Here is a 19,002-nt window from a genome sequence, read left to right as displayed (position 1 = left end):
CGGCATAGACAGACACGGCCTAGACTCCGACACTGTGGCCGGCCGTATTCGCGACGAAGACATCGCGCTCGTACGTGAGCGCGTGCGAATCGACGAGGTCATCGAGCAGCACGTCACGTTGCGCAATGCCGGCGGCGGAAGCCGCAAGGGCCTGTGCCCGTTCCACGACGAGAAGTCCCCGTCGTTCAACGTCACACCGTCCCGCGGCATGTACTACTGCTTCGGCTGTGGCGCGGGCGGCGACGCGTTCACGTTCCTGCAAGAGGTCGAGGGCATCACGTTCACCGAGGCCGTCGAGCGCCTCGCGGGCCGGGTCGGCGTGCAGCTGCGCTACGTCGACGGGGCGGCCGGCCCGCGCCGAGACCCGAACCAGCGCGCGCGGCTGGTCGAGGCCAACAGGGTCGCCGCGGCGTACTTCGTCGACCAGCTCACCGCGTCGAGCGACGCACGGACCGGACGCCAGTTCCTGACCGACCGGGGCTTCGACCGCGCCGCCGCCGAGACCTTCGGAGTCGGGTTCGCACCGCGGGGCGGTGAGGCGCTGCTCGCACATCTGCGGGCCGCCGGGTTCTCCGACGACGAGCTGCTCAAGGCGGGCCTGGTGGCGCAGGGCTCGCGAGGGTCGTACGACCGGTTCCGGGGCCGGCTGATCTGGCCGATCCGCGACGTCTCCGGTGACGTCGTCGGCTTCGGGGCGCGGCGGTTGTTCGACGACGACCGGATCGAGGCGAAGTACCTCAACACGCCCGAGACACCGATCTACAAGAAGAGTCAGGTGTTGTACGGCGTCGACCTCGCGCGTCGACCGATCTCGCGTGCCTCGCAGGCCGTTGTCGTCGAGGGCTACACCGACGTGATGGCGTGTCACGAGGCCGGCGTGACGACCGCGATCGCTACCTGCGGCACGGCGTTCGGCACCGAGCACGCCCGCATCCTGCGCCGGCTGATGCTCGACCACGACGAGTTCCGGGGTGAGGTCATCTTCACCTTCGACGGCGACGAGGCCGGCCAGAACGCCGCGATGCGGGCGTTCGAGGGCGACCAGCAGTTCGTTGCCCAGACGTACGTCGCGGTGGAGCCGGCCGGCCTCGACCCGTGCGACCTCCGGCTGCAGCAGGGCGACGCTTCCGTACGCGAGCTGATCGCCAAGCGGGTGCCGCTGTACCGGTTCGTACTCGCCAACGTCGCTCGCAAGTACGATCTCGACCGCGCCGACCAGCGGGTCGATGCGACCGCGGAGGCCGCCAGGCTGGTCGCCGCGATTCGCGACCGTTCGAAGGTCGAGGCCTTCGCGCGTGAGATCGCCTCGACGATCGGCGTCGACGTCGAGGACGTACGCGCCCACATCCGGGCGGCCGGGCAGCGAGGTTCGGCGCCCGCGCCCCAACGCGAGCGGGCCGAGGTACCGCCGGACGCTCCGTCGCTCGGTGACGAGCGATTCGCCGACGAGCGCGAGCTGCTGCAGGCGGTCGTGCAGTATCCGCACGTTGCGGCCGACCGGGTCGAAGGTCTCGACGTCGACGACTTCACGCACCCCGTGGCGCGCGCGGTGTGGGAGCTGATCGAGAAGAACCCGCCGTTGCCGAGCTCCGAGAGCGCGTGGGTCCCCGGGCTTCGTGACGCCGCCGCCGACGATGCGACGCGCCGGGTCCTGGCGGCGCTCGCGACGCAGCCGTTGCGTACCAACGGCGATGTCGAAGCCACTCTCATGTCCGCGCTCGTCGCCCGCCTACAGGAGCTGACGACCCGCCGCCGGATCGAGGAGCTCAAGTCGCGCCTGCAGCGGACGAACCCCGTCGACGAGGCGACGGAGTACAACCGGATGTTCGGTGAGCTCGTCGCACTCGAGCAGCAGCGCCGCACACTGCGCGAACGCGCCGTCGGTACGACGACGTAGGGCGACCACAGGCCGATCCACAGTGGAGCGGCGTCGATCGAACGCCCGTCCACAGGCGCCGTCGGGTGAGTTTCGCGCGCGCCTTCCGCCGTCGAGACTTGGTCGCGGCCAAGTGATCGGGAGGCGCCGATGTCCGTCGACGGAGTCCGCAGTACGTACGAGACGAGAGAGCCCGGGCTGCTCGCGTACCTCAACGCGATCGGCCGGATCCCGTTGCTCTCCGCCGCCGAGGAGCGTCGCCTCGGAGCGTTGGTGGCGGCCGGAGGTACGGCAGGGGAGGCGGCTCGGCTGACGATGATCCGCGCCAACCTCCGGCTCGTGGTCACCCTGGCGCGGCGGGCCGGAGCGCGGCAGGTTCCGCTGCTCGACCTCGTCCAGGAGGGCAACATCGGGCTGCTGCGGGCCGTGGAGAAGTACGATCATGCGCTCGGATTCAGGTTTTCCACGTACGCGACCTGGTGGATCCGGCAGGCGATCTCGCGGGCCGTGCCCGAGCACCGCACGATCCGGGTTCCTCCGCAGTCGTACGACCAGCTGAAGCGCTGCCGTCGGGCGCGTAACGCGATCGAGGAACGAACGGGAATCCCGGGGACTTCGAGGCAGATAGCGGCGGCCGTGGGGCTTCCCGAGGGACGAGTACGCGATCTGCTGCGCTCCGGCCCGTCCCCGCTCGCGCTGGAGGTCGGCGGCGACTCGGCCATCGATCTCGCGACCGACCTCGAGGAGGACCCATGGGTCGTGGCACACCACAGCGAGGTGCGCCGACGGCTGACGGAGATCGTCGCCTCATTGCCCGAGCCGGGGTGCGCCATCGTCCGGCTGCGGTTCGGCTTCGACGGCCCGCCGCTGACCCTGGCGGAGACCGCGAAGCACCTCGGCACGACCCGGCATGTCGTACGACGCTTCGAGGACGAGGCACTCCAGCAGCTCCGGCGCTCGCGGTACGTCGCGGCGCTCGACGGCTCCGGGTAGCGCCTTGGCATCATGGGGGCATGGATTGGAAGCCGCGGCGCGAGACGCTGCCCAGCGATGTACACGCGGCACTCGGCCTCGCCCGCGGCGAGCGGGTGCTGGCGTTCGGCCGTGCCGTCGACGGCGTCTGGCTGATCGGCACCGATCGGTCCCTGTACATCGGCGCCGACGACTTCGTGGAGATCCCGTGGGAGCGTGTGGAGCATGCAACGTGGAGCTCCGACGACTCCGCGCTGGTCGTCGAGGAGGTGGCCGACTTCGGCGAGACGCATCCGCGTCACGTCGTACGCCTCGACGATCCGAGGCGCCTGCTCCAGCTGGTGCGTGAGCGCGTCACGGCGAGCATCCTGCTGACCCGCAACGTCCCGATCGCGGGCACCAAGGGCCTCCAGATCGTTACGCGGCGCTCACCCTTGCGTACCGGCGACATCGAGTTCTCGTTCTGGCTCGGCGACGGGCTCGACCCGTCCGACGAGGCCGTGCTCGACGCGCGTCGCCGCGGGCTCGAGCAGGCGCGGGTCGACCTGGGGCTGTAGGTCGGGTCCACGCACCGTTGCATCTGGTCAGGGCCGCACCTCGAGCACCATGTTGAACGGTGTCTCCGCGACTCGGCGGATGCGCGTGAATCCCGCCGCGGAGAGGACCTCGGTGAGTCTCGCCTCGCCGGCCTGCGTACCGATGGCGAGACGGCCGTCCTGCGACAGCGACGCCGGTGTGCACAACAGCGTGGAGAAGGCGTAGTACGCGCGTCCGACCGGGTTGAGGTTGTCCTCGACGTGGTCGCCGGCGATGGGCTCGACGACCATCCACGTCCCGTCGTGGGCGAGGTTGTCCAGCACCTGCCGGGCAGCGCTGATCGGGTCGCCCATGTCGTGCAGGCAGTCGAACATCGTCACCAGGTCATACGGACCGCCGGCGAGCGACTGGGCGTCGGTCTGCTCGAACGTGATGCGATCGGACACGCCGGCATTCTCGGCACGCGTGCGGGCCGTCGCAATGGACTTCGCGTGGTAGTCAGATCCGACGAAGGTCGACCGCTCGAACGCCTGCGCCATCACGATCGTCGAAGCACCGTGCCCGCACCCGACGTCGGCGACGCGGGCGCCGGCGGTCAGCTTGTCGACGACACCCTCGAGCGCGGGAAGCCACGACGAAACGACGTTGGCGTTGTACTGCGGCCGGAAGAAGCGCTCGCACCCGGTGTGCACGTCGGAATTATGTGCGTGCCAGCCGAGGCCGTCGCCGGTGCGGGCCCGCTCGATGACCTGCGGTGCGTCGCTCACCGTGCCGTTCACGATCTGGAAGAACCCCGGTAGGTATGCGGGGCTGTTCTCGTCGGCCAAGGCGACCGCGTGCTCGGCCGGCAGGGTGTACCCGCCCGTCTCCGGGCTGTACTCGATGTATTGCCCGGCCGCCTGGGCGTTGAGCCACTCGCGGGTGTAACGCACATCGGTGTGCGTTCGCTCGGCGAGCTCTGCCGGTGTGACCGGGCGGCCGTCCGCCATCGTGCGGTAGTAGCCGAGGCGGTCGCCCATCAAGACGAGCGCGGCGTTCAGGGATGCCCCGAGCTCGTCGACGGCTCGGAAGACGAAGCTCATCAGGCGTTCCTCGTCGATCTGCGGTGTGTCAGCGGTGGTGGTCATGGTGGTGCTCCTTCAGTGGTTGGTGGTGCGTGACTTGTCGTAGAAGCGTCCGGTGGCTGCGGTGTAGAACACGCCCCGTTGCGGCAGCGTGACGTCGCCGATTCGGGCCTGTGGCCGGTGCGGCCGGGGTTTGCCGAGATCGCGTGGACCGATCGACGCGGTGGAGTGCCGGACGGTCCACAGGTGCATCGGAGCAAGCTGGTAGCGCTGCCCGTTCGGCATCGTCCCGGCGAGCCGTAGGCGACCGGTACGCAACATGGCGGCCGACGAGCTCGCGATGATCCGTAGCGCCGCGTCGGAACGCCACACCCAGGCCGGCATCGCAGGTGCGACAGCGCTCAGCATGCGAGTCATGGGATCGCCGGCGAGTGTGATCGTCCAGGACAGCTCTGCGGCCTCGACGTCGGCGACGAGGGTGTGATCGTCGGACCAGGCGAGGCCGATCGTCGTCGTTCGAGCGTGGCTGACGTCCGGCGCCAGGAAACGTACGCAGCTCTGCTGCGGAGGGGCGTCCGAGTAGATCGTCCAGTCGCCTGTGGCATCGCGATGCCAGATCGATCGATAGGGCGGGCCGAAGGAGCTATCCGTCCAGTCGCGCAGCGCGAGGTACTCGCCGCTCTCGAACGGGATGCCCATGACGCCATATCCGGCGACGCGGTCGCCCGCCGTGGTCGGCAGCGTCGCCGTGGCCCGTTCACGCTGTACGGCTGCTAGTGGTGTCATGGCGCCTCCCTGACGTCGCACCACCACCATCGACCGGCAGAGCCGTGAGCACATGGGGCAGATGACCCAGGTTCGGCTCCGGTTCAGTTCCCGTGGCCGGGACTGTCGACGATCCCGTGCTGGACGGCGAACAGGCTGGCGCTCGTACGGTTCGCGACGCCGAGCTTGGCGTAGATGTGTTCGAGGTGGTTGCGTGCCGTCTTCTCCGTGATCGAGAGCTCCGTCGCGATCTGGCGATTCGACAGGCCGTGGATCAACCGCCGCAGGACTTCGACCTCTCGGTCGGTCAGCCCGGCGGGCCAGGCGTGCCGGCGCCGTGCTCGATGTCCCGCCGACGTGAGCACCGCCTCGACCGACGGGCCATCGAGGCGAAGGTCTCGTACGTCGCCGCGAAGCAGCTCGGCCGCTTCGGCAGGCGTACGCGCCGAACGGTGTGGCCGCGGCTCGGTCGCCGTCCGGTAGCGGTCGGCGGCCGCGAGGATGCGTGAACTCTGATCGAGGCCTGCCGCCTTCAGCCCCCTCGCATAGCCGGAGCCGTCGAGTCGTTCGTGATGCGCGCCGGCGAGGGGTGCGATCGCGGCGAGGCCCGGTACGCGATTGAGGATGCGCTCGGTGAGATACGGGTGCAGGCGTACTCGTTCGAGCTCGGCCGTCGTGAGGGGCGATTGCTTGTCCCACACCGCGTTGGAGACGCCGAGTCGGCCCAGGTCGTGCACGAGGCCGGCGTGGAGAAGGTTGCGATGGTGTTCCGGGTCGAGACCGGCGACGCGGGCAGCGTCCGTCGCCAGCGAGGCCACGGCGCGTGAGTGGCCGGCGGTGTAGGGCGATTTGAGGTCGGCGAAGTCACCGATCGCGGTCAGCGCGTCGGTCAGTTCGCCCGCGTTGAGGGGGCGCTCGGCCGGAGCGTTCGCGAGCGCGGCCTCCCACGCGTCCGACCCGACCACGCCGGCCAACAGTTCGTCGGGATCGGAGAGGACGGCGTCGACGAGGTCGGGATCGAATTGTGTTCCCCGACGGGCACGCAGCATCTCGATCGCGGCCTCGCGCCCGCGCTCGCGTACGTGGACCTCGGTCGTGTCGCACAGGTGGACGATCCGCATTTCGATCGGGATCGTGTCGTGTCGCGCCCCGTCCGGCAGTCCGGCTCCGTCCCATCGTTCGAAGGCGTACGCGAGGAGGGCCGCGACCTCCTCGTCGGTGCCGACATGCGTGGCGAGGACTCCCGCGGAGACGCAATGGGAGCGGATGATCCGGTCCAATGTCTTCCGCCCGGTCGCCAGGAAGGCCAACGTCTGCGCCGTGCGTACCGTCCAGCGGGGGTCGGTTGCGGCGTGGGTCACCATGAAGCGAACCAGAGGCACGCCCCGCTTGTCGATCGCGTAGGTGTCGGCGCGGAATCCGATGTCGTCGCCGAACACGCCCGCGAGGTCGTAGGAGTCGGCGTGACAACCGATCCACGACACGAGCGTGGCGTAGAAGACCCGATCCTGCTGTGCTTGGTCGAGTTCGATCCGCTGCGCGATGCGTGTGCCGAGCACGCATGCACGCAGCATATGCTCCATCGGCTGTCCGAGCCCGAGGTCGATCGCCAGCGAGAGCGCGGCGAGCAACTCGGCTCGGCGCGTCGGCGGGCTGCCCGATACGGACCTGTCCGCTCTGGAAGGGACTGCCACAGCTCGACGTTACTGCGCTTGGAGGAGCATCCTGGGGAGAACGACAGAGTTCGCGGGACGCCCCGGAGCCGTTTTCACGATCCGGTCGCGTGCTTGCTACGCTGTCTTCGCACGCATCGAGGGATGCCGTGATCCCCTGTAGCTCAATTGGCAGAGCAGCCGGCTGTTAACCGGCAGGTTACTGGTTCGAGTCCAGTCGGGGGAGCAGAGGGGGCCTCTGACCAGGCAAAACGCCAGGCAGAGGGGTATTTCAACACCAGCTGAAACGTGTTGCTACGTTCTAGATCCCGTCTTCCCAGGTCACACTCCAACGTCGATGACTACAAGTGACCTTCATTGACCCGAAGGCGCATACGGTTCTGGTCGCAAAAACATGATCCGGACATCTGTGACGGGCACTGCATCGGCGGCCATCAACGGTCTTGAGACCCAGACGGCGTTCCAAGAAGTCTGGTCTCACGGTGGCAGTGCTGGACTCGTTGCAAGAGATGTTGCTCGGCTGCAGGACCCCCATTTTGTCCTCGTGATGAGCGAGAATGGAATGGCGCCCGGGCGGAGCCGGGCCGGGTGGTCTTTTCGAGAGGGGCTTCTCGTGCCGTCGAACCTCAGTGGCCGGCCCCGAAACCGAAGGAGATGTGACATGCGCGCTGGCGACCTCGCCAAGCTTGGGTACGCCGACGACTGGTGCCCTGACATCGACTATGCCCCCGAGCCCGTCTACGACGCCGACGGCTCGCTTCTTGAGATCGACTTCGTCGATCGAAGGTTCCAGATCATTGAAATGCTGGGCGGCTCCCGCGGACATCAGTCCCGGATGTACGAGGAGGCGACAGCCACGGACCTGCCGATCGACGAGATCGTTTCCAAGCACGGCTCGATCGGTCAGCAGCGCCGGTTCCGACAGCTGCGCGCCGAAGGACTGATCTGAGCCCCGTTACATTGGTGCCGCGCTCATGGCGTACGGCCGCAAGATGACGTCGATGATGAGTTCGGGGTCCAAGCTCGGGCGTCCGGTCATTACCATCAGGTGGATCGCCCGGTGACCGCGGTGTTCAGCATTGCGGCCAGAGCCGAGGGCTCGGCTGCGCCGCCAGCTCGCCGGTCTCCGTTGTTCGCTCACGGATATCGAGGCCTCAGCGTGTAGGGGCCCGTTTGTGATGGTTGACTTCCTGCGACCTGTTCGGCATATCATCGTCTTATGACGATGTTAGAGCCGGGTGACGCTAAGGACGGTTGGGTGGATGAGACCGCTGCGTTGGAGGCGGCGCGGTGTCTGTTCCACGGGTTCAGCGACGCGTCGCGGTTGGCGATCGTGCGGCATCTGGCGCTCGGTGAGCACCGCGTGGTCGAGCTGACGGGCCGCCTGGGGTTGGCGCAGTCGACGGTGTCGAAGCATCTGGCGTGTCTGCGTGATTGTGGGCTGGTGGAGTCGCGGCCGGTGGGGCGGGCGTCGGTGTTCCGTCTGACGCATCCGGACGCGACGATGCGGCTGCTTGCTGCGGCCGAGGATCTGCTGCGGCTGACCGGTGATGCGGTCGTGCTGTGCCCGGTCTACGGCACCGAGGGGGAGGCGTCGTGAGTGCCGGCGAGTCGATCAACGTGGCCGGGTCGTCGTGGGCGCCCGATCCGGAGACGCGGCGCCGGTTGGGACGGCGGGCGCGGCTGCTGGCGGCGACGTCGGTAACCTACAACGTGGTCGAGGCGGTCGTCGCCATCTCCGCCGGGCTGGCGGCCGGATCGGTGGCACTGGTCGGGTTCGGGCTGGACTCGGCGGTCGAGGTGTCGAGCGGGCTGATCATTCTGTGGCAGTTCAGCCACCGGATGCCCGAGTCGCGCGAACAGACGGCGCTGCGCATGCTCGCCGTGTCGTTCTTCGCGCTGGCCGCCTATGTCGGGTTCGAGTCGGCCCGCACCTTGGTGACGGGCTCGGATCCGGAGCATTCGCCGGTGGGGATCGGGCTGGCGATCGCGTCGCTGGTGATCATGCCGTTCATCTCCTGGGCGCAACGCCGCACGGGCAAGCAGCTGGGTTCGAACGCGGTGGTCGCCGACGGCACCCAGACCCTGCTCTGCACCTACCTCTCGGCGGTGCTGCTGGCCGGGCTGGTGCTGAACTCCACCCTCGGCTGGGGCTGGGCCGACCCGATCGCCGGGTTGGTGATCGCCGGCGTCGCCGGCCGCGAAGGCCTCGAGGCGTGGCGCGGCGAGGGCTGCTGCGCCCCCGCCGGCGTGGCCGGTGACGGCACCGATGACGGGTGTGAATGTGGGCCGGGCTGCACCGACGCGTGCTGTGCCGGCGAGAACGGCGGTCAGCGATGATTCAGATCGCGCTGGGCATCTACGGTGCCGGGCTGGTGCTGGCGTTCGGGTATCGCTCCTTCGCGCAGTACGCACGTACGGGGTCGACCGGCTGGGCGGGCATCCGCCGCGACGCCAGCGTGGTGGAGCGGATCGCGGCCGGGTTGTTCGTCGTGGCGCTGCTTGCCGGGATCGCCGGCCTGGTACTTGCGGCTAGCTCTGTCGGTCCGGTGGCCGAGCCGCCCAAGACCGTAGCAGTTGTGGGCCTGGCGGTTGAAGCAGCCGGGCTGGTGGTGCTGATCGTCGCGCAGGACGGGATGGGCGACGCGTGGCGGATCGGCGTCGACCCCGACGAACACACCGACCTGGTCACCTCGGGGCTGTTCGGGTTGGTACGGAACCCGATCTTCACGGCGATGGTCGCCGCCCAGGCCGGCGCGGTGATCGTCGCTCCCAACGTTGTCGGGGTGGCGGCGTTGGCCGCGTTGGTGGTCGCGGTACAGCTGCAGGTCCGGATCGTGGAAGAGCCCTACCTCCAACGGACCCATCCCATGTACGCCGCCTACGCGTCCCGAGTCGGCCGATTCGTACCAGGCATCGGCCGACTGCCGTCCACACAGCCGACCGGTCGCTGACCGGGACAGCCCTCCCCGCAGGGACTGGTCGCCAGCTACTTCTGCTGCTCGGCTTCGGCGAGCGCGTCGTCGATGGCGTCGGTGAAGTCGGTGGTGCTGGTGGGCTGGATCAGTTCACCGTTGAGGAAGAACGTCGGGGTTCCCTCGACCCCGAGCCCGACGCCGTCTTGCTGGTCTTCGGCGATGTGGTCGAGGATCTTCTCAGAGGCGACGTCGTCGTCATAGCGTTCCATGTCCAGGCCCATCTGCTCGGCGAACTTGCGGAACAGGGCGGCGTTTGATTTCTGTTGCTCGCCCCACACAGGCTGGGTGTCGTACATCTTCTTGTACATCGCCTCGAACTTGCCCTGCTCACCCGCCGCATCGACCGCCGCCGCCGAGTGAGTCGAGTTGGTGTGCGACGGGATCGGGAAGTGCCGGGCGACGAAGGTGACCTCGCCGGCGTACTTCTCACGCAGATCCTCGACGAATGGAAACGCCGCGCGGCAGGCTTCGCACTCGAAGTCGAGGAACTCGACCAACGTGACACCCGTGTCGCCCGGTTCGCCGAGGACATGCCCCTCCTCGGGCACACCGGCGGATCCGGCCGCGACTGCGGGATCGTCGTCAGTGACCTGATTGACGACGATGAACGCGCCGAGCACGACCGCGAAGACCGCGACGGTCAGGGCAGCGAGAACGTTCGGCCGGCGCACCACGCTGCGCGCGGGCGCACTACCAGAGCTCGTTGGGTCTTCATCGGTGTTCGATCCGGGCACGTAGGTCCTCCTCGGGACGGGCGTTGATCGGGCGATATCACGGGGGCACGGATTGAGACTCGCGCTACTATACGGGATAGTAGATCGGTGGTGTTGCTGCGATTCCGCCCGAGACGTCCTCTTGTTGCCCTGGCCATGACGGCGACGCTGGTCGTGGGCGGATGCGGATTCACACCGCCCGAGCGCTCGGACGACGACGAGCCCGAGTCAACGTTGACGCGTGCGGCGGCAGAGGCTTACTACGGCACGCTGCTGACCGATCAGCCGCGGCCACGCCTGCGGTTGCGGACGACGTCCGGTCGGTGGTTCGACCTTGCCCGCCGGCCGTCGGGGGAGGCGACGGCGGTGTTCTTCGGCTATACCCATTGCCCGGATGTGTGCCCGACGACGATGGCCGACCTCGGCGCGGCGTACCGGCAGCTGGAGCCTGCGGTACGAGACAAGGTCACGGTGGTATTCGTGACCGAGGACCCGGCGCGCGACACGCCGCGCGTGCTGCGCCGTTGGCTCGATCGCTACGACAAGGACTTCGTCGGCCTGATCGGCGGCCCGAAGCGCACCACGGCCGTTCTCGAGCAACTGCATCTTCCCGAGTCCATGATCAACCGCAACCCGCAGACACCGATCGAGCATCCCCCCGGCCACGAGCACAAGAGTAGTCATGGCGACGGTGCAGGGGGTGGTGATTACGGGGTGGATCACAGCGGCACCGTGTACCTGTTCGGCCCGGGCAGCCGGACCCTGATCTACACCGGCGGCACCACTGTCGACCAGTACGCCGATGACCTCACCCGAGTCGCCGGCTGAGACGTGGGGCTTTGTCCAACCGCCCCGACAAACTACTATCGAACTTAGTAGATAGGCGGGTGTGGGCGGCTGCGCCCGTGCTCTGGGAGAGGACCCGGTGATGACCGAACTGTTCTACGCGCTCGCTTTGCTTGCCTGTCCGGTCGGGATGGGCACGATGATGTGGCTGATGATGCGCGGCAAACACACCGGAGGCGAGTCGGGTACCGCATCGGAGGTGGCCGCGCTGCGGGCCGAGGTGGCGCGGTTGCGCGCCGGCAGCGACGATCGACGCGCCGCGGGTCGTTCGAGGTCGGCCGGTTGATGGGCAAGGCGAAGTCGGCGGCGGCGAAGAACGCGCGACAGGCGCGGCGCGACAAGGCGGAAGCCCTTCGTCGCCGGGCGGAGGCCGAGCAGCGGCGCCGCAGCATCGTGTTCGGCTCCGGGGTCGCGGTGATCGCCGTGGTCCTCGTCGGGCTGTTGGTGGTGGCGGTCAGCGGCCAGGACGAATCCGACGGGTCTGGCCCGTCGAGCGCGAGCGACCTGGCGGACGTGAGCGGCCTGGGCGCCGCGAACCCGCCGCCGTGGCCCGCGCCGGCCGATGTCAGCACCCGTGTCGAGGCGGCGGGCATGGATCTGGGGCCGATGGGGACCGCGGAGCACTACCATGCGCACCTCGACGTGATCGTCGACGGCGAATCGATACCCGTCCCGGCGAACCTCGGCGTGGACCCGGCCAGCGGTGCGATGGCGGCGCTGCACACCCACGAGGGCGACGGGATCATCCACGTCGAGGCCGACACGGAAGGGCAGCCGTTCACGCTCGGGCAGCTGTTCACCGAGTGGAACGTCAAGCTCGGACCCGACCGCCTCGGCGCGCTGAACGCCGGCGACGGCAAGGATCTGGCGGTCTACGTGAACGGCGACAAGATCGACGGGGATCCGCGCCTGTTGCGCCTCGAGCCGCATCAGCAAATCAGCATGGTGTTCGGACCGCCCGATGCGGACGTGGAGATTCCCGACAGCTACGAGTTCGGCGACCTGTGACCGCTAGGCCGGCGTGACCATGACCGGGCAGTAGTCGATCGCGGTCGCGGCATACGCGGGTGACGCGGCAAGCGCCAACGGCACGAGCAGGACACCGGCTAGGACGAGCAGCACGGCCCCCCTCGTGAGCGGCCGCATCCGTGCCGGATCATCGACAAGTCGGTTGACGCGGCGAGCCAGCGATGTGGCGCTGCCTGCCGCGCCCAACGCGCCGGCCGGGGCCTTCATCTCGGCCATCCGCACCAGCGCACCTGCCACGGTGAAGCGGTCATGGCGTGCGGCCGCAGCGTCGTCTGCCGCCATCTCCACAAGCGCGATGACCTCGGACGCGGCGACGCGTAGTGGCGGCACCGGTACCGCCCGGTGCAGGGCCCGCGCCGCGGCGATGACGAGGTGGTGCCGGGCGCGCAGGTGTGCAAGCTCGTGCGCGACGATCGCCGAACGCTGCGAGGTGTCGAGCGCGTCGACCGCGGCGCTGGTGAGCACGACCCGCCGCCGGCGACCGGGCATGCAGTACGCGGCCACGTCCGGGTGGTCGACGATCGTGACCCCGAGTCGGTGGTCGTCGTGGGCGACCAGCGCAAGGGTCTGCTCCTGGCGGCGACGCTGGGAGCGTGCCCGCAGGAGCTCGTCGACCAGGCAGTAGGTCACCCTTGCGGTCAGCCCGATCGTCACGGCGCCTGCGACGATCGCCGCGGCCGCGCCGCCGGGGCTGGTGTACATCGCGCGCAGTGTCATCGCGCAGGTGTGGAGCAGTTCAGCGGCGTCGGTGGTCAACGGAAGGGCGGGTACGGCCATGGCTGCGCCGGCGAGGATCAGCGACGCGAGCATCGACGCGGACAGGGCCTGCCACATGGCGATCGCGAGTCGCGGGGCGCGGTGCGTCCACGCCGCGCGACGTAGTGCCGCAACCGCGACGGTCGACGCGGCGACGGCGAAGACCAGGAGGCCGAGGACGGCGTTCATGGCTTCTGCCGCCGAGTAGCGCGCTCGAGCATCGCCTTCAGGTCCCCGACCTCGGTGTGACTCATCGAGCCCAGGAAGTGCACCAGCGTGGCGTCACGGTCGGCGCCGGAGTCCAGCACCTCGCGCATCAAGTCCGCGGTGTACTCCTCGCGGGTCTTGACCGGACGGTACCGCCACGCGCGACCGGCCTTCTCCCGGTCCAGGAACCCCTTGCGGTGCAGGTTGTCCATCACCGTCATCACCGTCGTATACGCGACCGGACGCTCCTCGTTCACGTCGGTGCGGATCTCGCGGACCGTCGCCGGCTCAGCCCGAGACCACAGGCGGTCCATGACCACGGCCTCCAGTTCGCCGAATTGCCTCATCGCTGACCTCCCTGACGCTCACGGACACGATAGACACCGCCGGCCGCCCGCCCACCGCCTACACACAGTGGCCCGGTCACAGCGGCGGCTGCCAGCCGTTGATCAGGACCTGAAGCCGGACCATCATCGCCGCCCACAGGCCGGTGACCTGCACGACACCGACGACGATGAGCAGCGCACCACCGAACCGCATGATCGCCCGCGCATGACGCCGCGCCACGGCGAAGACACCGACCACACGGCGCACACCGAGCGCCGCGAGCAGGAACGGGATCCCCAGCCCCAGGCTGTACGCGAACGACAACGCGGCCCCGCGACCCGCGCCGCCGGCCGTGGTCGACATCGCCAGCACCGCCGCCAGGGTCGGCCCGATACACGGCGTCCAGCCGATCCCGAACATCACGCCCAGCAGAGGTGCCCCCGCGACACCGATCCTTGGCTGCACATCGAGGCGCGCCGTGCGATTCAGCAACGGCACCCGGTCAAGCCAGCCGATGAACAGCAGCCCGAGCACGATCGTGAACACACCCAGCACTCGGGTGATCAACGTCTGATGCTCGAGCAGCACCGAACCGATCGCGCCGAACGCAGCCCCGTAGCTGGTGAACACCGCCGCGAACCCGAGCACGAACAGCAACGTGCCGATGACGGTACGACTGCCGACCACGCCGCTGCGCAACGCCGTCGCCGCGCCTCCCGACGCCTCGGGAGCAGGGTCGGACTCGCGGCCCTCGGCGCCCGCAGTGCCGGTGACATAGGCGAGATAGCCGGGCACCAGCGGCAGACAACACGGACTCAGAAACGACACCAGCCCCGCCGCCACCGCCACCGGAACCGCGACCAGCAGCGGCCCGTACGTGACCGCCTCACCAGGATCGAACGCGGCGATCACGCCGAACCTCGCCGCCCGTCGACACCGCCGCGCCCGCCGCCCGACTCGGCCTGGACGTCGTCGACCAGACCCCGCAGCGTCGCATACGTGACCTTCCCGACGACCCGGGCCGCGACACCGCCGTCGGGGTCGACGACCAGCGTGCTCGGCACCGCATTGATCGGTATCACGCCGTTGAACGCCACCATCAACGAACCGTCCGGGTCGTACAAGCTCGGATACGGGATCTTGTACTTGTCGACGAACGCGCGCGCAGCGGCCTTGTTGTCCCGCGTGTCGAGTCCCACGAACCGCACCCCCTCGGCGCGCGTCTCACGCGCAAGCCGGGCAAGGTCGGGCGCCTCCTCACGACACGGCGCGCACCACGACCCCCACACGTTGACCACCACGATGTGGCCGCGCAGATCCGCCAGCGCCAACCGCTCGCCCCCGAGCGTCGAACCCTCCACGTCCGGGACGCTGTCCCGCTCGTCGGGCTCGTACCACGCCAGCCCCGCCTCCGGCAGATCCGAGGCCGAACTCGAGGACTCCTGCGACGTGCCGCGCCACAGGCCCGGCCACGCAACAGCCGCGACCGCAATGCCAGCGACGACCATCGCGACCAACACCCACCGCTGGCGGCGCGAGGGTCGGTCGGTATCTCGGCTCACGTCGTGCAACCCCTACTGACTCTCGCGAACGCTCAACGTGCCCGCCGCACTTGGGAGCGGGCGGAACATCACAATCTACTATAGGTCATAGTAGATTGCCGTCTGGCAGGGTCCACACGAACACACCCGGCAGGAGTGGCGCATGGCACCGGACGACATCAACGACCCGGCACTTGCCGCGGCCGTCGACAAGCAACGCCGAATCTGGGCGAAGGAAGCCAAACGCTACGACCGCCAGATGGCCTTCTGGGAACGCGTCCTGTTCGGCGACGCGCGCGCCTGGGTCTGCGCCCAAGCCAGCGGCGACGTGCTCGAGGTCGCGATCGGCACCGGCCGCGACCTCCCGTTCTACCCGCCCGACATACGCCTGACCGGCCTGGACCTCAGCCCCGAAATGCTCGCCATCGCCAAGGACGCTGCCAGCCACATCGGAAGAACCGTCACTCTCAAGGAGGGCGACGCCCACCAGCTGCCCTACCCAGACGAATCGTTCGACACCGTCGTCTGCGTCTTCTCCCTCTGCAACATCACCGACATGCGCAAAGCGATCGCCGAGATGCACCGCGTCCTACGACCCGGCGGACCCCTCCTACTCGCCGACCACGTCATCAGCACCAACCCGATCGCGCGCGGCGTTCAACGCGCCTTCGAAAAGCTCACCATCCGCCTCGCCGGCGACCACCAAACCCGACGGCCCCTCCCGATCGTCACCGACACCGGCTTCACCATCGAACGCCGCCAACGAGACAAACTCGGCATCGTCGAACGCATCACCGCCCACAAACCGAGCTGCCCGCACGATTCCGGTTGGGATGCCAATGACCATCGCCGACGCGACGAGACCCGCGCATGCGACGCCCCAACGCCGCATTGGCCAATGCCTGATTGTCACAGGGCCCTCCGGTGATGCCGACCTGGGCAACTACTAGCAACGATAGTAGTGTTTCGGTCGTTCGGCGCTGGGCATGGCCTCGTGAGGCGACGAATCAGCGCCGTCGTCGCCGACCGACACAATACCCCGGTATCGTACGTCCCGGTCGGCTCGGACCTGACGACGTAGGGTGCTGATCCTGAGGGTGCGGCGACGTAGTACCCAACGGACTCGCGGCGCACCGGGGAGGACGGGCATGAACGGGTTTGGCGCGGCAGTGGCAATGCTCGCTCTGGCCACCGCCCTGATTGCTACCGGATACCTGCTCCATGGCGCTGCGATGCCGACGGGCCGGGCCGTGATTGTGAGCCCATTCGAATCGGGGATGCGTCCGACCGTCCATGCGGTCTCGCGATTCCACGTGCGCTGGTATCTGGTCACGTTGCTGTTCTTGGCCTTCGACGTCGAAATGCTCTTTATGTACCCATGGGCCGTTGTCGTACGTGACGCCGGCGCGACGGCCGTGGTGGAGATGTTCATCTTCCTCGGCGCGCTGATGGCCGGCGTCGTCTACGCCTGGCGTGAAGGAGCACTCCGGTGGGCCTGAGGAGCTCGCTCAGGTGGTGGTCGGCGCGCCGACCGCATGTTCTGCTGATCGAAGCGCCAGGCGCACCCGAGGTTCGGCTCGCGGTCGAGGCGTGGTGCCAAGAACGGGGCGGAGTGCGCGTCGCAACGCCGGCCGACGCCGACCTTCTGGTCGTTGCCGGGACCATCACGGCCGATCTGACGGACGCGGCCGCCGAGCTGTGGCGCCAAATGCCGGGCCCACGAGCCCGCGTCGACATCGATCGCACCGACTGCCCGCGCGAGATGTTGGACGCCGCCCGCACGCGACTCGCCGACTCCGGTCCGGGCGCGCGGGACGACGAGTGGCTGGCAGGCAACGACCGCGGCGGCGCCCCAACCTACGCTGGCCACGCCGAACCGGGCGACACTCACACTGATCCCGGCCAGATGCACCCGGGCGACGACAGGGATGACCCGAATGCCGACGGTCACGGTCCCCCCACCAAACCGGACGGCCACGAACCCACGGACGACTCGACTCGACACGCCCCGGACATAGAGTCCGACACGAGCGGCCCGCATGACGATCACGCCAGCCACGATGGCCACACAGATCCCATGAGCAACACGCACCACACCCATCACATCAGCCACTCGGACAACATTGGTCACACCAGCCACGCAGACCATATGGGTCATGACATGGCTGGCACGGAGCTGCCGGCCGGGCTAGGAATGGCGGACCGGGCGGCGGACCGGGATGGCCTCAAGCTTGACGTGTTGCCAGTGATGCTGGGTCCCGTCATGGCGTACTGGCCGACCGGTCTGGCTGTCGCGCTCAAGCTCCAAGGCGACGTGATCCAGCAGGCCGCGGTCCGCGGCAGACCCGAGGCTGGCCCCGGTCAGAGGTTCTGGGAGCAGCATCCGGTCGCCTCCAGACTTGACCGCGTTATCGATCTGGTCGGACTTCTCGGGTGGGACACCGCGGCCGTGTACGCCCGCATGCTGCGTGATCGGGCCCTCGCGGCGGGAGCCGATGACCGAGTCCTCGAAGGGATGGCAAAGCTTTCGCGGCGGGCACGTCGCTCTCCGTTCGTGCGCTTGAGCCTGCGCGGGTTGGCACGAGTTGGGCCCGAGGGTGTCGACGCATACGACCGACTGCTTGGTTGGCTCGCTGCCGACACCCGGTCGGCGCCGTACACGGCGGACCTCGACACGACCTGCGCTCTCATGGTGGGGCGGGATATCGCCGAAGCGCGCCTCGTGGTGGCCAGCATGCCGCCTGATCTCGAAAGCAGCGCCGAGTCGACCCACCATCTCGGGGGAGGTGGGCGATGACGGTGACCACCTTGCCTGTCTGGTCGGTCGTGCCTTTGGCCGCTGTCGTCGTCTGCTGGGCGTACGCCGCCGCAACCGTCGACGCCGCGCTGGACCCGGCCCCCGGCCGGGCTCGTCTTGCCCGCCCGCTCGTCGAGACGTCGCGGCTGTTGCGGCAGCCGCGACGTGTGACGCCGGCGCCTGACCTGTTGTTGTGGCGGATCGGGATCGCCGGCCCTTTCGTGGCCGCGCTGCTGATGGCGATCGTTGTCCCGTTCGGCGGCCACGTCGTCTCGGGGATGGCGGTCGGGATCGTCTGGTTCAACGCGATGGACGTCGTCCTGTGGGCGTTCTGGTGGCTGGCCGGTTGGGGTCCGAACAGCGTGTATGCACTCGTCGGGGGCTACCGCTTCCTCGCCCAGGCGTTAGCCTACGAACTCCCCTTGATGTTCGCCCTCACCGCGCCGGCGGTCGCGGCGTCGAGCCTGGACATGCGCGACGTTGTCATGGCGCAGGGCGAGCTGTGGTTCGCCGTTGAGATGCCCGTCGCGTTCGTTGTCTTCCTGATCAGCGTTGTCGGTTTCAGCTCGTGGGGTCCGCTTGGTCACCCGGCTGGCGTCGACGTGGCCGACGGTGTCCTCGCCGAGCCGAGTGGGCTTGACCGATTGCTCCTGCTCGTCGGCCGGTATGCCCTGCTTGCGGTCGGCTCGGCGATGGCGGCCGCGCTGTTCCTCGGAGGCGCCGCCGGACCGTGGCTGCCTGGGTGGGTGTGGAGCATCGTCAAGACGCTGGCGGTGCTTGTGATGTTGGTCGGCGTGCGGCGGCGTGTACCGATCGTCCGCGCCGATCGGTTGATGGCGCTGGCGTGGGTCGTGGTGCTCCCGCTGACGCTGCTGCAGGTTCTCGTCGTTGCGGTCGTAGAGCTGAGGTAGGAGGCCTGTC

22 protein-coding genes and 1 tRNA gene are annotated in these 19,002 nt (G+C 68.6%); 15 read left to right on the top strand and 8 right to left on the bottom strand.

Annotated features, from left to right (window positions below):
- The first annotated feature begins 34 nt into the window (after positions 1-34).
- The 3 genes from dnaG to L0C25_RS01000 all read left to right on the top strand — a co-directional run bounded on the left by dnaG (position 35) and on the right by L0C25_RS01000 (position 3,405).
- Positions 35-1,897, top strand: a complete 1,863-nt coding sequence (gene dnaG, locus L0C25_RS01010; RefSeq protein WP_271634510.1) for a DNA primase — start codon at positions 35-37, stop codon at positions 1,895-1,897.
- A 129-nt stretch (positions 1,898-2,026) separates the two neighbouring features.
- Positions 2,027-2,869, top strand: coding sequence for a sigma-70 family RNA polymerase sigma factor (locus L0C25_RS01005; protein ID WP_271634509.1), 843 nt, complete (start codon positions 2,027-2,029; stop codon positions 2,867-2,869).
- Between the two features lie 20 nt (positions 2,870-2,889).
- Positions 2,890-3,405: a hypothetical protein gene (locus tag L0C25_RS01000; protein ID WP_271634508.1), complete on the top strand. Its 516-nt coding sequence runs from the start codon at positions 2,890-2,892 to the stop codon at positions 3,403-3,405.
- Between the two features lie 27 nt (positions 3,406-3,432).
- On the opposite strand, the gene L0C25_RS00995 is transcribed toward L0C25_RS01000, so the two are convergent.
- The 3 genes from L0C25_RS00995 to L0C25_RS00985 form a co-directional block, all read right to left on the bottom strand.
- Complete coding sequence (locus L0C25_RS00995) at positions 3,433-4,512, bottom strand: class I SAM-dependent methyltransferase (RefSeq protein WP_271634507.1); 1,080 nt, start codon at positions 4,510-4,512, stop codon at positions 3,433-3,435.
- Between the two features lie 12 nt (positions 4,513-4,524).
- Positions 4,525-5,235, bottom strand: a complete 711-nt coding sequence (locus L0C25_RS00990; protein ID WP_271634506.1) for a hypothetical protein — start codon at positions 5,233-5,235, stop codon at positions 4,525-4,527.
- A gap of 83 nt (positions 5,236-5,318) precedes the next feature.
- Positions 5,319-6,908: an HD domain-containing phosphohydrolase gene (locus tag L0C25_RS00985; RefSeq protein WP_271634505.1), complete on the bottom strand. Its 1,590-nt coding sequence runs from the start codon at positions 6,906-6,908 to the stop codon at positions 5,319-5,321.
- 132 nt (positions 6,909-7,040) lie between these two features.
- Here L0C25_RS00985 and L0C25_RS00980 point away from each other — a divergent pair.
- The 5 genes from L0C25_RS00980 to L0C25_RS00960 all read left to right on the top strand — a co-directional run bounded on the left by L0C25_RS00980 (position 7,041) and on the right by L0C25_RS00960 (position 9,841).
- Positions 7,041-7,113: transfer RNA gene (locus tag L0C25_RS00980), tRNA-Asn, on the top strand.
- Between the two features lie 435 nt (positions 7,114-7,548).
- Positions 7,549-7,836, top strand: a complete 288-nt coding sequence (locus tag L0C25_RS00975; protein WP_271634504.1) for a hypothetical protein — start codon at positions 7,549-7,551, stop codon at positions 7,834-7,836.
- Between the two features lie 270 nt (positions 7,837-8,106).
- Positions 8,107-8,487, top strand: coding sequence for an ArsR/SmtB family transcription factor (locus L0C25_RS00970; protein ID WP_271634503.1), 381 nt, complete (start codon positions 8,107-8,109; stop codon positions 8,485-8,487).
- Positions 8,484-9,227 (top strand): cation diffusion facilitator family transporter, encoded by a 744-nt coding sequence (locus L0C25_RS00965; protein WP_271634502.1) that lies wholly within the window; start codon positions 8,484-8,486, stop codon positions 9,225-9,227. Before L0C25_RS00970 ends, L0C25_RS00965 begins: the two co-directional genes overlap by 4 nt.
- Entirely contained in the window at positions 9,224-9,841 is a 618-nt protein-coding gene (locus L0C25_RS00960) for a methyltransferase family protein (protein ID WP_271634501.1), read from the top strand. Before L0C25_RS00965 ends, L0C25_RS00960 begins: the two co-directional genes overlap by 4 nt.
- A 35-nt stretch (positions 9,842-9,876) precedes the next feature.
- Here the strand turns inward: L0C25_RS00960 and L0C25_RS00955 are convergent, their stop codons facing one another.
- Complete coding sequence (locus L0C25_RS00955; protein WP_271634500.1) at positions 9,877-10,599, bottom strand: DsbA family protein; 723 nt, start codon at positions 10,597-10,599, stop codon at positions 9,877-9,879.
- Positions 10,600-10,734: 135 nt separating this feature from the next.
- Between L0C25_RS00955 and L0C25_RS00950 the strand changes: the two genes are divergently transcribed.
- The 3 genes from L0C25_RS00950 (at position 10,735) to L0C25_RS00940 (ending at position 12,432) form a co-directional block, all read left to right on the top strand.
- Complete coding sequence (locus L0C25_RS00950) at positions 10,735-11,406, top strand: SCO family protein (protein WP_271634499.1); 672 nt, start codon at positions 10,735-10,737, stop codon at positions 11,404-11,406.
- A 100-nt stretch (positions 11,407-11,506) separates the two neighbouring features.
- Positions 11,507-11,710, top strand: a complete 204-nt coding sequence (locus tag L0C25_RS00945) for a hypothetical protein (protein ID WP_271634498.1) — start codon at positions 11,507-11,509, stop codon at positions 11,708-11,710.
- Positions 11,710-12,432, top strand: a complete 723-nt coding sequence (locus L0C25_RS00940) for a hypothetical protein (protein WP_271634497.1) — start codon at positions 11,710-11,712, stop codon at positions 12,430-12,432. Before L0C25_RS00945 ends, L0C25_RS00940 begins: the two co-directional genes overlap by 1 nt.
- A gap of 3 nt (positions 12,433-12,435) precedes the next feature.
- Here L0C25_RS00940 and L0C25_RS00935 read toward each other — a convergent pair whose 3' ends face one another.
- The 4 genes from L0C25_RS00935 to L0C25_RS00920 form a co-directional block, all read right to left on the bottom strand.
- Positions 12,436-13,398: a M56 family metallopeptidase gene (locus L0C25_RS00935; RefSeq protein ID WP_271634496.1), complete on the bottom strand. Its 963-nt coding sequence runs from the start codon at positions 13,396-13,398 to the stop codon at positions 12,436-12,438.
- On the bottom strand, positions 13,395-13,763 hold the full coding sequence (locus L0C25_RS00930; RefSeq protein WP_271634495.1) for a BlaI/MecI/CopY family transcriptional regulator: 369 nt from the start codon (positions 13,761-13,763) through the stop codon (positions 13,395-13,397). Before L0C25_RS00930 ends, L0C25_RS00935 begins: the two co-directional genes overlap by 4 nt.
- 76 nt (positions 13,764-13,839) lie before the next feature.
- On the bottom strand, positions 13,840-14,655 hold the full coding sequence (locus L0C25_RS00925) for a cytochrome c biogenesis CcdA family protein (RefSeq protein WP_271634494.1): 816 nt from the start codon (positions 14,653-14,655) through the stop codon (positions 13,840-13,842).
- On the bottom strand, positions 14,652-15,305 hold the full coding sequence (locus L0C25_RS00920) for a TlpA family protein disulfide reductase (protein ID WP_271634493.1): 654 nt from the start codon (positions 15,303-15,305) through the stop codon (positions 14,652-14,654). The genes L0C25_RS00925 and L0C25_RS00920 overlap by 4 nt, the downstream gene beginning before the upstream one ends.
- A 142-nt stretch (positions 15,306-15,447) precedes the next feature.
- Between L0C25_RS00920 and L0C25_RS00915 the strand changes: the two genes are divergently transcribed.
- The 4 genes from L0C25_RS00915 to L0C25_RS00900 all read left to right on the top strand — a co-directional run bounded on the left by L0C25_RS00915 (position 15,448) and on the right by L0C25_RS00900 (position 18,992).
- Positions 15,448-16,212 carry a class I SAM-dependent methyltransferase gene (locus tag L0C25_RS00915; protein ID WP_271634492.1) on the top strand — a complete coding sequence of 255 codons (765 nt, stop codon included), beginning with the start codon at positions 15,448-15,450 and terminating at the stop codon, positions 16,210-16,212.
- A 220-nt stretch (positions 16,213-16,432) separates the two neighbouring features.
- Positions 16,433-16,783, top strand: a complete 351-nt coding sequence (locus L0C25_RS00910) for an NADH-quinone oxidoreductase subunit A (protein WP_271634491.1) — start codon at positions 16,433-16,435, stop codon at positions 16,781-16,783.
- A complete protein-coding gene (locus L0C25_RS00905; RefSeq protein WP_271634490.1) occupies positions 16,774-18,081 on the top strand; it encodes a hypothetical protein in 1,308 nt (435 codons plus the stop codon). Before L0C25_RS00910 ends, L0C25_RS00905 begins: the two co-directional genes overlap by 10 nt.
- Entirely contained in the window at positions 18,078-18,992 is a 915-nt protein-coding gene (locus L0C25_RS00900; protein WP_271634489.1) for an NADH-quinone oxidoreductase subunit H, read from the top strand. Before L0C25_RS00905 ends, L0C25_RS00900 begins: the two co-directional genes overlap by 4 nt.
- Positions 18,993-19,002: the final 10 nt, after the last annotated feature.

This window comes from Solicola gregarius, from assembly GCF_025790165.1.
GTDB classification, from domain to species: domain Bacteria; phylum Actinomycetota; class Actinomycetes; order Propionibacteriales; family Nocardioidaceae; genus Solicola; species Solicola gregarius.
Note: the sequence above shows the minus strand (reverse complement) of the source record. Positions and strands in the feature narration are given on the sequence as shown.

Excerpts from the sequence above, each read along its gene's own strand:
- L0C25_RS01005 (WP_271634509.1), top strand. The coding sequence starts at position 2,027 with ATGTCCGTCGACGGAGTCCGCAGTACGTACGAGACGAGAGAGCCCGGG.
- L0C25_RS01000 (WP_271634508.1), top strand. The coding sequence starts at position 2,890 with ATGGATTGGAAGCCGCGGCGCGAGACGCTGCCCAGCGATGTACACGCG.
- L0C25_RS00995 (WP_271634507.1), bottom strand. The coding sequence starts at position 4,512 with ATGACCACCACCGCTGACACACCGCAGATCGACGAGGAACGCCTGATG.
- L0C25_RS00990 (WP_271634506.1), bottom strand. The coding sequence starts at position 5,235 with ATGACACCACTAGCAGCCGTACAGCGTGAACGGGCCACGGCGACGCTG.
- L0C25_RS00975 (WP_271634504.1), top strand. The coding sequence starts at position 7,549 with ATGCGCGCTGGCGACCTCGCCAAGCTTGGGTACGCCGACGACTGGTGC.
- L0C25_RS00970 (WP_271634503.1), top strand. The coding sequence starts at position 8,107 with ATGACGATGTTAGAGCCGGGTGACGCTAAGGACGGTTGGGTGGATGAG.
- L0C25_RS00960 (WP_271634501.1), top strand. The coding sequence starts at position 9,224 with ATGATTCAGATCGCGCTGGGCATCTACGGTGCCGGGCTGGTGCTGGCG.
- L0C25_RS00950 (WP_271634499.1), top strand. The coding sequence starts at position 10,735 with ATGACGGCGACGCTGGTCGTGGGCGGATGCGGATTCACACCGCCCGAG.
- L0C25_RS00945 (WP_271634498.1), top strand. The coding sequence starts at position 11,507 with ATGACCGAACTGTTCTACGCGCTCGCTTTGCTTGCCTGTCCGGTCGGG.
- L0C25_RS00940 (WP_271634497.1), top strand. The coding sequence starts at position 11,710 with ATGGGCAAGGCGAAGTCGGCGGCGGCGAAGAACGCGCGACAGGCGCGG.
- L0C25_RS00935 (WP_271634496.1), bottom strand. The coding sequence starts at position 13,398 with ATGAACGCCGTCCTCGGCCTCCTGGTCTTCGCCGTCGCCGCGTCGACC.
- L0C25_RS00930 (WP_271634495.1), bottom strand. The coding sequence starts at position 13,763 with ATGAGGCAATTCGGCGAACTGGAGGCCGTGGTCATGGACCGCCTGTGG.
- L0C25_RS00915 (WP_271634492.1), top strand. The coding sequence starts at position 15,448 with ATGGCACCGGACGACATCAACGACCCGGCACTTGCCGCGGCCGTCGAC.
- L0C25_RS00910 (WP_271634491.1), top strand. The coding sequence starts at position 16,433 with ATGAACGGGTTTGGCGCGGCAGTGGCAATGCTCGCTCTGGCCACCGCC.
- L0C25_RS00900 (WP_271634489.1), top strand. The coding sequence starts at position 18,078 with ATGACGGTGACCACCTTGCCTGTCTGGTCGGTCGTGCCTTTGGCCGCT.